This is a genomic window from Wolbachia endosymbiont (group A) of Anoplius nigerrimus (assembly GCF_947251795.1).
In the GTDB taxonomy this organism is placed as follows: Bacteria; Pseudomonadota; Alphaproteobacteria; order Rickettsiales; family Anaplasmataceae; genus Wolbachia.
This window is the reverse complement of record NZ_OX366385.1, coordinates 42,637-55,444: the sequence shown is the minus strand read 5'-3', so window position 1 is coordinate 55,444 and position 12,808 is coordinate 42,637. Positions and strand designations below refer to the sequence as shown.

The 12,808-nt window shown below is 34.8% G+C and carries 14 protein-coding genes; 9 read left to right on the top strand and 5 right to left on the bottom strand.

The features are described from left to right. Positions 1 to 6: 6 nt before the first annotated feature. Both OPR26_RS00335 and OPR26_RS00330 read left to right on the top strand, forming a co-directional pair. On the top strand, positions 7 to 1,347 hold the full coding sequence (locus tag OPR26_RS00335) for a M16 family metallopeptidase (protein WP_265015909.1): 1,341 nt from the start codon (positions 7 to 9) through the stop codon (positions 1,345 to 1,347). Beyond that, positions 1,334 to 2,653, top strand: a complete 1,320-nt coding sequence (locus OPR26_RS00330) for a M16 family metallopeptidase (protein ID WP_265015908.1) — start codon at positions 1,334 to 1,336, stop codon at positions 2,651 to 2,653. Before OPR26_RS00335 ends, OPR26_RS00330 begins: the two co-directional genes overlap by 14 nt. Here the strand turns inward: OPR26_RS00330 and purN are convergent. After that, on the bottom strand, positions 2,647 to 3,222 hold the full coding sequence (gene purN, locus OPR26_RS00325; protein ID WP_265016312.1) for a phosphoribosylglycinamide formyltransferase: 576 nt from the start codon (positions 3,220 to 3,222) through the stop codon (positions 2,647 to 2,649). The two genes, OPR26_RS00330 and purN, sit on opposite strands and share 7 nt — an antisense overlap. 430 nt (positions 3,223 to 3,652) lie before the next feature. Here purN and OPR26_RS00320 point away from each other — a divergent pair, with 430 nt between their 5' ends. After that, entirely contained in the window at positions 3,653 to 4,069 is a 417-nt protein-coding gene (locus OPR26_RS00320; RefSeq protein WP_253302099.1) for a hypothetical protein, read from the top strand. Here the strand turns inward: OPR26_RS00320 and OPR26_RS00315 are convergent. Continuing rightward, positions 4,062 to 4,583: a Na+/H+ antiporter subunit E gene (locus OPR26_RS00315; protein WP_265015907.1), complete on the bottom strand. Its 522-nt coding sequence runs from the start codon at positions 4,581 to 4,583 to the stop codon at positions 4,062 to 4,064. The genes OPR26_RS00320 and OPR26_RS00315 overlap by 8 nt on opposite strands. Positions 4,584 to 4,681: 98 nt before the next feature. On the opposite strand from OPR26_RS00315, the gene smpB reads away from it, so the two are divergent. From smpB to OPR26_RS00295, 4 genes are all read left to right on the top strand, one after another. Continuing rightward, positions 4,682 to 5,131: an SsrA-binding protein SmpB gene (gene smpB, locus OPR26_RS00310; RefSeq protein ID WP_265015906.1), complete on the top strand. Its 450-nt coding sequence runs from the start codon at positions 4,682 to 4,684 to the stop codon at positions 5,129 to 5,131. Positions 5,132 to 5,137: 6 nt separating this feature from the next. Beyond that, the gene (gene lgt, locus OPR26_RS00305; RefSeq protein ID WP_265015905.1) at positions 5,138 to 5,929 is read left to right on the top strand and encodes a prolipoprotein diacylglyceryl transferase; all 792 of its coding nucleotides are present in this window, start codon (positions 5,138 to 5,140) and stop codon (positions 5,927 to 5,929) included. A gap of 187 nt (positions 5,930 to 6,116) precedes the next feature. Next, on the top strand, positions 6,117 to 7,058 hold the full coding sequence (locus OPR26_RS00300; RefSeq protein ID WP_265015625.1) for an IS5 family transposase: 942 nt from the start codon (positions 6,117 to 6,119) through the stop codon (positions 7,056 to 7,058). 417 nt (positions 7,059 to 7,475) lie between these two features. Further along, complete coding sequence (locus OPR26_RS00295) at positions 7,476 to 8,228, top strand: IS5 family transposase (RefSeq protein WP_264702259.1); 753 nt, start codon at positions 7,476 to 7,478, stop codon at positions 8,226 to 8,228. Positions 8,229 to 8,797: 569 nt separating this feature from the next. Here OPR26_RS00295 and dapF read toward each other — a convergent pair. Together dapF and OPR26_RS00285 are read right to left on the bottom strand one after the other, a co-directional pair. Further along, positions 8,798 to 9,586 (bottom strand): diaminopimelate epimerase, encoded by a 789-nt coding sequence (gene dapF / locus OPR26_RS00290; RefSeq protein WP_265016311.1) that lies wholly within the window; start codon positions 9,584 to 9,586, stop codon positions 8,798 to 8,800. Next, entirely contained in the window at positions 9,567 to 10,154 is a 588-nt protein-coding gene (locus OPR26_RS00285; RefSeq protein ID WP_265016310.1) for a nitroreductase family protein, read from the bottom strand. The genes dapF and OPR26_RS00285 overlap by 20 nt, the downstream gene beginning before the upstream one ends. 84 nt (positions 10,155 to 10,238) lie before the next feature. Between OPR26_RS00285 and OPR26_RS00280 the strand changes: the two genes are divergently transcribed. Together OPR26_RS00280 and OPR26_RS00275 are read left to right on the top strand one after the other, a co-directional pair. Beyond that, positions 10,239 to 10,766 carry a biotin transporter BioY gene (locus tag OPR26_RS00280; protein ID WP_265015904.1) on the top strand — a complete coding sequence of 176 codons (528 nt, stop codon included), beginning with the start codon at positions 10,239 to 10,241 and terminating at the stop codon, positions 10,764 to 10,766. Next, entirely contained in the window at positions 10,763 to 11,152 is a 390-nt protein-coding gene (locus OPR26_RS00275) for a DUF1284 domain-containing protein (protein WP_265015903.1), read from the top strand. Before OPR26_RS00280 ends, OPR26_RS00275 begins: the two co-directional genes overlap by 4 nt. A 604-nt stretch (positions 11,153 to 11,756) precedes the next feature. Here OPR26_RS00275 and OPR26_RS00270 read toward each other — a convergent pair. Next, positions 11,757 to 12,509 (bottom strand): IS5 family transposase, encoded by a 753-nt coding sequence (locus OPR26_RS00270; RefSeq protein WP_264702259.1) that lies wholly within the window; start codon positions 12,507 to 12,509, stop codon positions 11,757 to 11,759. Between the last annotated feature and the right edge of the window lie 299 nt (positions 12,510 to 12,808).

Here is a 12,808-nt window from a genome sequence, read left to right as displayed (position 1 = left end):
GAAATAATGCTTCATAAGTTTTTTAGTTTTCTTATACTACCTGCACTTTTTTTTACTTATCCCATTTCTTTGAAGGCTTTGAGCATAGAGCACGACATAAAACATGCTAAACTCAGTAACGGACTAGATATCTATGTTGTTCCTAATCATCGGGTTCCAGCCGTTTTACATGCAGTAATATACAAAGTTGGGGGAATGGATGATCCAATTGGCAAAGCAGGATTGGCTCACTACTTTGAACATTTAATGTTTGAAACTACAGGGAAGTTCACAGATATAGAAGCCACTATGAGTAGCATTGGGGCCCAGTTTAATGCGTTTACTACTAAGGAATATACCTGTTACTACGAATTAGTCCTTAAAAATGACTTACCACTGGCAATGGAAGTTGAAGCAGATAGAATGGGCAGCTTTAATGTTACTCAAGACAAAATAGATAGAGAAAAAAACATTGTACTGGAAGAAAGAAAAATGAGATTTGATAATCATCCTAACAACTTGTTATGGGAAGAAATGAATAGTGCATTTTACCGTACTGGCTATGGCAGGTCTGTTATCGGCTGGGAGAGCGATATCAAAACTTACAATCAGGATAACATAACGAGGTTTCATGATAACTATTATCACTCCGGCAATGCAATATTACTGATTGTGGGTGATGTGGAACTTGATGAAGTAGTGAAATTAGCAGAAGAAAAATATGGCGAAATTAAAGCTAAGCCTGTAATAAGACATTACCCAAATCAGGATCCAGTACATAATGCAGGTTTATCAGTGATTTTAGAGAGCACTGAAGTAAAAGAACCAGTTTTATATTTTCGTTATCGTGTTCCCTTATTTGAGCACATAAATGAAGCTTCTGCTACTCATTTAGCGGTTGACATTTTAGGTGGCGGCAAGTCCAGCAAGTTATACAAAGATTTAGTTCTAGACAAAGACGTAGCGGTGTCTGTATTTGCTGAGTATGACAGCTTAACTTTTAGTGATAGCTACATTGATATTCAGGTCATTCCAAAAAGTGGCGTTAATTTAGATATTGTTGAAAGAGAGTTAGATAATGCTATTAATAACTTCATGTCTAAAGGAATAACGGATGAGGAGTTGCAAAGCTCAAAATATAGGTATAAGGCAGCACAATTTGATAATCTATCTAGCTTAGACAATATAGCATTTTTCTATGGCTCACACTTAGCGCTTGGTATTCCACTTGATGAAATAGATATTACGTACAGCAAAGTAAATGATGTTAATCTAGAGGATGTAAACAACAAAATTCGTACTATCTTTTCTTTCAATAAGTTAATTGGTCGTTTATTACCAAAAGGAGATAACAATGAAAATAAGTAAAATTATATTTCAATTTTTTTTCTGCCTAAGCTTTAATTTACAAGCAAGTGGTAACTTAAATATAGAAGAGGTTACTACTCGTAAAGGATTTAAGTTTTTATTTGTTGAAAACTGTGATTTACCAAAAGTTTCACTAAATATATCGTTTAAAGATGCAGGTTATGTGTATGAGAGTGCAGAAAAACAGGGACTTACCTGGTTTACTTCTCTTATAGTTCAAGAAGGGGCAGGAAAAAATGATGCCAAAGATTTTGCAAAAAGGCTAGAAGATAAAGGAATTAGTCTACGTTTTAGTGCTGGTTTAGAAACGTTTGGAGTTTCGTTGGACACTCTGTCTGAGAATTTAGAAGAAGGTGTTTCACTACTTAGCGACGCTATAACGCGTCCTAAAGTTGACTCTGAAGGGTTGAATAGAGTTTTCGAGAAAGCCAAAGTTAATTTCAATAATCTTGAAAAAAGTCCTTATTTTGTTGCTGGAGAAGAACTAGAGACATTGTTATTTAAAAAGCATCCTTACTCAAAAAGTGTGTACGGTACTCTTGACACTATAATAAACATTACTAGAGATGATGTTTTAACATACATAAAGCGTAATTTTGCTAAAGATAACATAGTTATCAGCGTTGTTGGTTGTGCAAAAAAAGAAGAAATTATTACGTTGTTAGATAAATATTTATCTAAATTGCCATCAAAAAGATCAAAAATTAGAAAAATACCTGTAAAAAATGATTTTGGCCCTGCAGAAAGTAAGAACATTTTTATGGATATACCACAGAGTGTAATACTTTTTGCTCAAAAAGGTATAGCTTATGAAGATCCTAATTATTATAACGCCAGTGTCTTGATTAATGCACTTGGTGGCATGGGATTGAATTCAATATTAATGAAAGAACTGAGGCAAAACTTGGGTATTACTTATGGTGTTTATGCAAGTATTATTCCCAATAAACATGGGAACGTTATAGCTGGAAGTATTAATACTGATAGTTCTACTGCCAGTCAATCAATATCAGCAATAAAAGATACGCTGAATAAGGTTCGAAAAGAAGGAATTGATGAGCAGTTATTTCGGGATACAAAAATTAGTATGGTAAATTCCTATGTTTTCTCTATGTTTAACAATAACAGCATAGTTGCAAAACTAAATGATATTCAGACAAACAACCGCGATATTAACCATATGAATGATTTTGTAAGCTATATTAATGATGTTAAATTGGAAGAAGTAAACGAGTTAGCAAGTTCTTTACTGGATCCTGAAAATTTATTTTTTGTTGAAGTTGGAAAAAACGCTCAAGGTCAATAATTATTACAGTCATATATCTTCGCTATTGACCTTACTGCTTCTATATAACACTTATGCTCCTCAGCTAGAATGCGTTCTGAGAGGCTTTGAATATCATCATTTGGTAACACTGGCACAGCAACTTGAGCAATTATGGCTCCAGCATCAATTTCAGGAGTGACATAATGTACAGTACAACCTGTAATTTTTACACCTGCTTTTAGAGCTTGCTCTTGAGCGTTTAGGCCCTTAAAGGATGGAAGTAAAGAGGGATGAATATTTATAACCTTGTTATGCCATTTACTCAGAAAATCAGCTTTGAGAATTCTTATAAACCCTGCAAGGCAAATTAAATCAACCTTATGTTGAACAAGTATTTTGTGAATTTTATCAGCATCAAGTGGTTTATCTTTAACAACAAACGCTGGGATTCCTGCTTGCTCTGCTATTTTCAGACCAGCAGCTTCGCTATTATTTGTGATAGCGCACACAACTTCTGCAGGAAAATTACGATTTTGACATGCCTCTATCAAGGCCTGCATATTTGATCCCCTGCCTGAAATTAGTATCCCAAGTTTCACCTTTTTCATTTTGTGCAATTGATTTGGTGTAATAATTAATGTTAACAAAATAACTCAAAAAGTAAATCTATAGCTAAAGTGACTTAGGTTTACCAACGATTTGAAAAACAACAAATTCGTCATTCCGCTACTCGTTAGTGGAATCTATGCTGAGATACCGCGGCGGTATGACGTGGGGAAACCTTTCTTGGGTTAGCTATATTTCAGAGTGCTCCTGTTATGAGCTGATGTCCAACTGTCATTTTACAGCTTAGCTTGCTTAGGTAATGCAGAAATAAGAGGTGCCCAATATAAACCAGCCTAAATCAACTTTAATGTTTGGATATCGTACTATTTTACATAACATGCCATTATGAATATATATTTTTATGATTGCGTTATCATTTATTTAACAAAGTATTAGTATAATCTATCTACTGGATTAAATGGAGAAAGTTGAATGAGTAAATTACCGAACAATGCAAAAATAGGTAAATCTCAGGTTACTCAGTGGGAGGTAATAAAAAATTGTGAATATGCTGATAATTGCTTGTCAAAAATAGTAACTTTATATGTTATTAGAATAACTCAGCTATCAGATTTTTATACAAATGACGAACCTGAAATTAACACTGTTTTAGCAAGAATAAGCGTGACAAGTGAAAATGTATTTTTAAACAAGGCTACTACTATTGAAGTTATGGAAGGTATTTTTCCGTATAAATTCAACAGCAAGAAGAGAAATAACATACTAAGGTTAGAAGATTTATATAATTATTTATGTTCTATTGTTAACAATAGCCTTCCAAAAGAGATGCTTGAAAGTCTTGTAAGGGAATATAAGGATGCTGTTAACTTATTTAAAGCAATTACTTAACTGAACGTAGTATTTTTAAGATTTTATTTTCTATTTCAGAAATGCCGCTTTCAAGATCTTTATCTATCAGATACATGGTAGAGAAATATGTTTTCTGCTTACTTTCAACATTGATAGTTAAAGTTCCAGGAGTGATTGTAACCGAATTGGCAAATAACGCAATGCTTTCATCATTATGCCCTTTGCATTTTCTTAGGATAATGATTGGCTCAAGCTTAGATTTGAGTCGTAGCACCTTTTTTGTTACATAAACACTTGATAAAATGATTTGGTACATTAACCATGGTATGTAACTTACTAACTTATAAAACGACAGTCTACTCGTACCATTTAAAATCTGGCTAAGAGCCCTTTCAGCGTTTATCAACCTTCTAAAGATAAATAATGTGAATATAGAGGAAAACACTCCACAAAAAATAAAAAATGGCTCAAAATAACCAGACAATATAGTCCATAGAGAAAATAAAATTACAAATGATAGAGAAAAAAACTTGATTTTTTGCCTAAGGTTCATGGTTTGCAGTATAACTTAAATGATTTTTTAAGGAAAGATATATTATGAATTAAGTTAAAAACTCTGTAATATATTGAAGCTTAAAGATATCTTTAGATATGGAAGTTATTGCAGAAAATAGGAAAGCAAGGTTTGAATATTTCATCTTAGAAGAATTTGAAGCGGGTATGGTCTTATTAAGCAGTGAAGTTAAATCGCTAAGAGAAAGAAAAGTAAATATTTCCGACGCCTACGTTATCGAAAAGAATAGCGAAATATGGCTGCACAATATGCATATTGCAGAATATAAAGCTGCAAACCGAAAAAATCATAAACCAAAAAGGGAACGCAAACTGCTTTTACATAAAAAAGAGATGAACAAACTAATTGGTCAAATCAAAACCGCTGGGATAACTGTTGTGCCGCTTTCGATCTATTTTAATGATAAAGGATTGGCAAAAACTAAAATTGCCGTTGTAAAAGGAAAAAAACTCTACGATAAGAGAGCAACTATAAAACAGAGAGAGTGGGATCGTGAAAAAAGTAGATTGTCTAAGAATAATTTATAGCAAAATATGTCTTTAAATCCAGTAATTTTCAGCATCGGTCCTGTTTCTATATATTGGTATTCCTTAGCCTACGTTTTGGGTATAGTGTTTGCATATTGGTATTTACATAAGCTAGATGACCAAAAAATATTTACTAAGAATTTTTACGATTCGTTATTAACAGCCACTATTGTAGGCATTATCCTTGGAGGTAGACTTGGCTACGTATTGATATATGATCCAGTTCTTTATATAAGCAACCCTATCGAGATATTGAAGACCTGGGAAGGAGGAATGTCATTTCATGGTGGTGCTATAGGAGTTTTGTTTGCAGTGATCATTTCGTGTAAAAGACATAACATTCCTATATTTTATGCACTGGACCTAGTTTCTTGCGGAGTTCCCATAGGTTTATTTTTAGGTCGCATAGGCAATTTTATAAACGGAGAGTTATTTGGCAGAATTACAACTATGCCATGGGGTATGGTATTTCCAGAAAGTGGTGATAATTTGCTGCGTCATCCAAGCCAGCTTTATGAGGCACTTTTTGAAGGACTGCTACTTTTTGCAGTTGCAAATTCACTGTTTTTCTTGACTAGAATAAGACTGTATCACGGTGCGTTAACTGGTATTGCAGTTATGTGGTATGGAATAGCACGTTTTTTCATTGAGTTTTTTCGCGAACCAGACTATCAAATTGGCTATTTGTGGCTTGATTTAACTATGGGGCAGTTGCTTTCTATACCTATGGTTTTGCTGGGAATGCTTGTATATCTAGGCGCATTAAATTTAAAATTTAATACGAAATCTGTTACATAGAGGAAAGGTGAGTTTAATAGAAAAATGTAGCCAGAAACCCTACATCATGTACAATTGTACGAATTTTCTGCGTTGCAGTAGAATGAATGTGAGATCCGGTGGGCTTTGTTGCATAGCAACCGAAAAAATCTGGCAGTTACTGACAAAATTCATTATAAAATAGCCATTCAACTGTTGAAGAAAAAATATGCCACAAAAAATGAGAGTCAGTAACCAAAACGAATATAACAAATTTCTAGAAAAAAGAGGAAATATTTTTCGTTATATCAACGAAGCCATAGAAAATTGGTATGAAATTGGGCCAAAAATGCAGGGTGGCAACAATATTTACAGCAATAAAGTGGTGATTTTGATACATATAATAACCCATCTATTCAGAATAGGTTTGAGGCAAACAGTTGGATTTATAGCAGGATACCTTGAGCAAATTGGGAAAAATTTGCAAGTTATCAGCTATTCTCAGGCTTCAAGAAGGTTTAAGAAACTTAATATTAAGATAAATGATTGCAGAATTGATAAAGATAATATGGAAGATATCGAAATTGCTATAGATAGCACAAGCATCAGCATTTATAACAACACTCCTGGCCACAGCAAGGAAAATAGCGAAAATAGAAAGTATCGCAGCTATGAACAAGTAAAGAAACTACACGTAATGTTGAATATAAACAGCAAAAAAGCCATAGCTGCAAAATACAGCAGCGGAGTTTATTCAGATCACTATGGAGCTTGCGATTTGTTAGAAGAAGTTCATGCTGTAAAGGTATTATATGCGGATAGAGCATATGACAGGCATAAGCTTTACGAATTATGTAACAAGTTTGGTATAAAGACAAAAGTTCTTCCGAAAAACAACGCAACAGAGCACCAAAAATTGGATTACATGGATGATAGAAATGCTGCTGTTAGACTAATAAAGTCATATGATTGCATAAAAAAGTGGAAAGAAGAAGTAAATTATGGAAAGAGAGCTCACATTGAAGGGTTTTTCTCAAGATTAAAGCAAATATTTGGATTCAGCTTTAGGAATAAGTCCGAAGTAAATCGTGGAAAAGAACTACTCATTAAGTGCTATTTGCTTAATCAATTTACTGACATTGGTATGGCTAAATTCGAAATGGCTACATGAATTTATCGTAAATTACTACCGCATAAGGTGCGATGCAACAAAGCCGATCCGGTGTCATTCCAGCGTGTGACGCTAGGCCATAAAACTTGCTTGACAAACCTCGCCAGCCCCCTTATCATGAAACTGAAGCTATTTTATTTAACTTCGCAATCTCTGCAGCAGATTAAAATGACAAGAAAACTTGTATTTGGCGTACTATTGTTTAATTCTTTGCACTATGTGCACCGTATGTCTTTATCAAATTTCTAGGTTTTTACCTATACAAGCTGAAACGCGCTTATAAAGCGTTCAAGACATCACCCAACGTCAAATTTTAAAATAGAGAGTGTAATAACTAGGCTCTGTGGACAAAAAATATGAAAAGAGAGAAAAAGATGGTAGTTTAGCCTAATAGGTAAAAAATGGAGAAACTACCATATGCAATATTACATCAAAGAGGAAAATTGGAAACAAATTTTAGAGTTCATAAAAAGCGTAAAAGGAATGCACAGCAAAGATGAAAAACGTTTAAGAATATTCATAGAGGCAGTGTGGTACATAGTGCGAAGTGGTTGCCAATGGAGACTTTTACCAAAAACTTATGGTAATTACAGGAGTATACATAAGCGATTTAAAAGATGGTGTGAAAGAGATGTCTGGAAAAAATTGCTTGAATATACTAAACAAGAGCCTGATTTAGAAGTTGCTATAATCGACGGTACGATCATCCGAGCCCATCCATGTTCATCTGGATATACAAAAAACTCCAAGGATCAAGAAGCTTTAGGGAGGAGCAAAGGTGGCTTTACAACTAAAATACATGCGCTTGTCGATGCACTTGGAAATCCACTTAAATTTACTCTGACTCCTGGTCAAAGAAATGAAATTACGCAGGCACAAGTGTTGACCGAAAGTATCTATAACTCTACTGTAGTAGCTGACAAGGGCTACGATAGCAATGCCTTTGTTACAAGTCTTGAAGACAAGGGATGTACAGTAGTTATTCCGCCAAAACGGAATCGAAAAGTGCAAAGGTATTACGATGAGCATATCTACAAAGAACGTCATTTGATTGAGTGTTTTTTTGGTAAAATTAAAAATTTTAGGCGCATTTTTTCCAGATTTGATAAAACTGCTGAGGTTTTTATGGGTTTTCTCAATTTTGTTGGAGCTCTTGTATGGCTTCTCTAAAATTTTGTCCACAGAGCCTACGTCATACCGCCGCGGCGCTAACAAGAGATCCCGCTAACACGTAGCGGGATGACGGTTGTCGTTTAGCTATAAATATTAAGGAATTTACCAAATGAAAAAAAGGCAAAAGAAGCCCCGTGGTTATTATCCGCTTTAAAATATTGGCGTTTTTTATGTTTTAAACGCTTGACAAGCGAGATTAAGCTGCTTTTAATTGCAACTAATCTACGCTGCAAATGTTTAAGAAATTTACTAAGCAGAAAAAAAGACAAAGGATCCCCGAGTTAGCTAGTCTTTTACTATCTCTGTCGAGTATTGGCATTTTTTGATGTCTTGTAACGCTTTGTAAGCGCGTTCAGCTTATTTAGATAAAAATCTAGATGTAGATGAAGTTTTGTAAAGACATACAGTATCTATATACTGCAAAAAATTGAACATAAGACGCCGATACATTAAGTAATCCTTACCTTTTAATCTGCAGATTGGCGAAAGCAAATACAATAGCTTCACTTCCATGATAAGTGCGCTGGCGGAGTTTGTCAAGTAGTTTTGCATTGTGAAAACAATTATCACAAAAATCCTATATCACCGGTCATGAATACGTTATTTGCCCATTCGATTAATAACTTACCTCCTGGTAAATCTACTGAAGTCTGTTGGACAGTCAGATATCCACGTAGTGTGGATGCAACAAGTGCTGCACAGGCTGCACTACCGCATGATGCAGTAATGCCTGTACCTCTTTCCCAAACTCTTAAAGCTATTTCTCCAGACTTTTCAACTTGTGCAATACTAATATTAATTTTCTGAGGAAATAGTACGTGATTTTCTAGCTTTGGTCCTAAATTTCGCAATGGTATTTCACTTATGTTATCAACAAAAAAAACTATATGAGGGTTACCAATATTTACTGCAACAGGATCTTTTAGCATTTCAAGCTCTATAGGTAAGTGAAGAGTGTCACACTCAGTAGACAAGGGAATTTCATGCCATTTTAGCAAAGGTTTACCCATGTTAACCTTTATGGATTTATCACCAACTTTAAAACACTCTAAAATGCGTTTGTTTACCAGCTCAATAGTGATATACTCAGTACCTTTTTCTGACATTATCAAATATCCAACACAGCGTGCTGCGTTTCCGCACATTTCAGCTCGACTACCATCAGCATTATAGATATGTATAAAGCAGTTTGCAGCATTAGACATTGTTATAATTATCACTTGATCACAACTGCTTTGATCAGCAATTTGTCTATAGTTCCAGTCTAAATTGTTTGTTGAACGTGAGTCTATGATAACAAAATTATTGCCAGTACCGTGCATCTTGATAAAATTTTTAGGACCTTGGCCACTCATCATAAAAAAATATTTCTTCTATTGGTCTTCTTTTTTTCTTACTTGTTTCAGCGCCCTCTTCTTCGTAACCAACCGCTATCACTGACATTACATTAAAATCATCGGATATGTTGAATCTTTCTACTATTTTATCTCTATCAAATCCACCCATTTGATGAGCCATTAAGTTCACAGATGCAGCCTGTAGCATAAGTGCATAATTTGCTGCACCAGTATCATGACTAGCCCAAAGATTTTCTCCTTTACCTCGTTTACGGAAGTTTTTAGCACTTAAAGATATGATTAACACTTGTGCATCTTTTGCCCATTTTTGATTAGATTCATCAAGGCAATTTAGCAGCTTTTCCCATGCGCTTTGATTGTTCTGTTTGTTGCATATCACATATCTCCAAGGTTCATCACCAAAACATGAGGGAGTCAGCCTTACAGCTTCCATTAAAATATCCACGTCTTCCTGAGATATCGCTCTTGTAGTATCGTATGAACGTCCGCTGTGTCTTGCTTTCATCAACGATAATAGATCTTGTTTACTCATCATTTTTAATTTAATAGTGCATAAATAATTCATTGTAGCACAATATGAGCAAAATTTAAATTGCAAAACCTCTTATACACATATATTACATTTAATAAGTTATTTTTATTGGGAAGTATGTTTATAACACAGTCTAGCAGTAGATTAACACTGGCTGAGATATTGTCTTGCGTTTTACTTTTATTCTTGATGGCTCAAATAAGCATACCATTGCAGCCTGTGCCTATCACATTGCAAACTTTGGGAGTAATGCTTATTGGGCTTAAATTTAACCGCAGAACAGCATTCTATTCTGTGCTTACATATCTATCACTTGGTGCAGCAGGATTTCCTGTTTTTGCGAATTTTTCTGGTGGTTATCACATTTTTCTCGGACCAACAGGTGGATATTTAATTGGCTGTTTAGCTGCTGTTGTGGTAATGAGCAAAGTAAATGAATTACTGAACTCTAAGTATAAATCATTTGTGTGTAATTCTTTAAGTTGTCTGGCTGGTATAGTTATAATCTTTATTTGTGGTGTTAGTTGGCTTGCTGTTTACTTGGGTCTGGGACAAGCAATAATGGTGGGTGTTTTACCATTTATCCTTCCTGGTTTGGTAAAAATTTTTCTACTTGTAGCAGCTTTGCAATATTTGAAAAAATGATAAAATTCCGCCCCCATCATTTCATGTGCACCCTCGCGTTTCGGGGATATGGGTATTCTCAGGGTTTTGTAGAAAATTATAAAAAGATAGCAAGCAAAGTAATTAGTACTCAAATCGAAGTAGTCGGCAATCTTGATAGTATTTGTAGTGCTTGCCCAAACCAGACTAAACAAGGTGAATGCACCACACAAGCTAAAGTTTTAGAGCTAGATAGAAGGCATATGGAAATTTTAGGAATAAAAATTGGCGAGACTTTGACCTGGAGTGAAGCGGTAGAAAAGATTAGAGAGAAAATGTCTTTAAAGAAATTTGATTACGCATGTGAGGGGTGCAACTGGCAGTCATATGGAATATGTAAAAATGCCCTTTTAAATCTACAAAGGTAGTTGACAAAATGTTAAGATAAATCGAAGCATTTTTGTGGAAATAGACTTCTTGCCCAAGCCACAACTGTCATTCAGTAGAAACGAAAAAACTTCCTTGACAAACTCCGCCAGCCCCCTTATCATGAAACTGAAGCTATTTTATTTAACTTCGCAATCTCTGCAGCAGATTAAAATGACAAGAAAACTTGTATTTGGCGTACTATTGTTTAATTCTTTGCACTATGTGCACCGTATGTCTTTATCAAATTTCTAGGTTTTTACCTATACAAGCTGAAACGCGCTTATAAAGCGTTCAAGACATCACCCAACGTCAAATTTTAAAATAGAGAGTGTAATAACTAGCTACCACGGGTTTTCTTTGCCTTTTTTTCTGCCTAGTAAATTTTTTAATGTTTATAGCTAAAAGTTAGTTGCAGTTTAAATGCAGCTGAGTCGTGGTTACTAAGTGTAAAAAACATAAAAAAACGCCAATACTGAAAATAGACAATGACTAGGGTTTCTTTTGCCTTTTTTTCGTTTGGTAAGTTTCTTAATATTCATGGCTAAAGATTGCACGAATGTTGCAATTACAAAAGCGTTTCTACTAGGCTCTGTGGACAAAATTTTAGAGAAGCCATACAAGAGCTCCAACAAAATTGAGAAAACCCATAAAAACCTCAGCAGTTTTATCAAATCTGGAAAAAATGCGCCTAAAATTTTTAATTTTACCAAAAAAACACTCAATCAAATGACGTTCTTTGTAGATATGCTCATCGTAATACCTTTGCACTTTTCGATTCCGTTTTGGCGGAATAACTACTGTACATCCCTTGTCTTCAAGACTTGTAACAAAGGCATTGCTATCGTAGCCCTTGTCAGCTACTACAGTAGAGTTATAGATACTTTCGGTCAACACTTGTGCCTGCGTAATTTCATTTCTTTGACCAGGAGTCAGAGTAAATTTAAGTGGATTTCCAAGTGCATCGACAAGCGCATGTATTTTAGTTGTAAAGCCACCTTTGCTCCTCCCTAAAGCTTCTTGATCCTTGGAGTTTTTTGTATATCCAGATGAACATGGATGGGCTCGGATGATCGTACCGTCGATTATAGCAACTTCTAAATCAGGCTCTTGTTTAGTATATTCAAGCAATTTTTTCCAGACATCTCTTTCACACCATCTTTTAAATCGCTTATGTATACTCCTGTAATTACCATAAGTTTTTGGTAAAAGTCTCCATTGGCAACCACTTCGCACTATGTACCACACTGCCTCTATGAATATTCTTAAACGTTTTTCATCTTTGCTGTGCATTCCTTTTACGCTTTTTATGAACTCTAAAATTTGTTTCCAATTTTCCTCTTTGATGTAATATTGCATATGGTAGTTTCTCCATTTTTTACCTATTAGGCTAAACTACCATCTTTTTCTCTCTTTTCATATTTTTTGTCCACAGAGCCTAGGAGGGTGTCATCCCAGTGCGTGACACTGGGATCTAATTTTTTATGCAAAATTACTATATTTATATATTTGCAAATAGATACAATTTGAAGTAATTTATACTATGAAGTTACGAAATGAGATCCCAGTGTCAAGCACTGGGATGACATCATAGGGGCGCTGGCCATAAGTGTTGAAAGTGCTATAAGTGGCATTATATAAGGTGGTTAATGGCATAA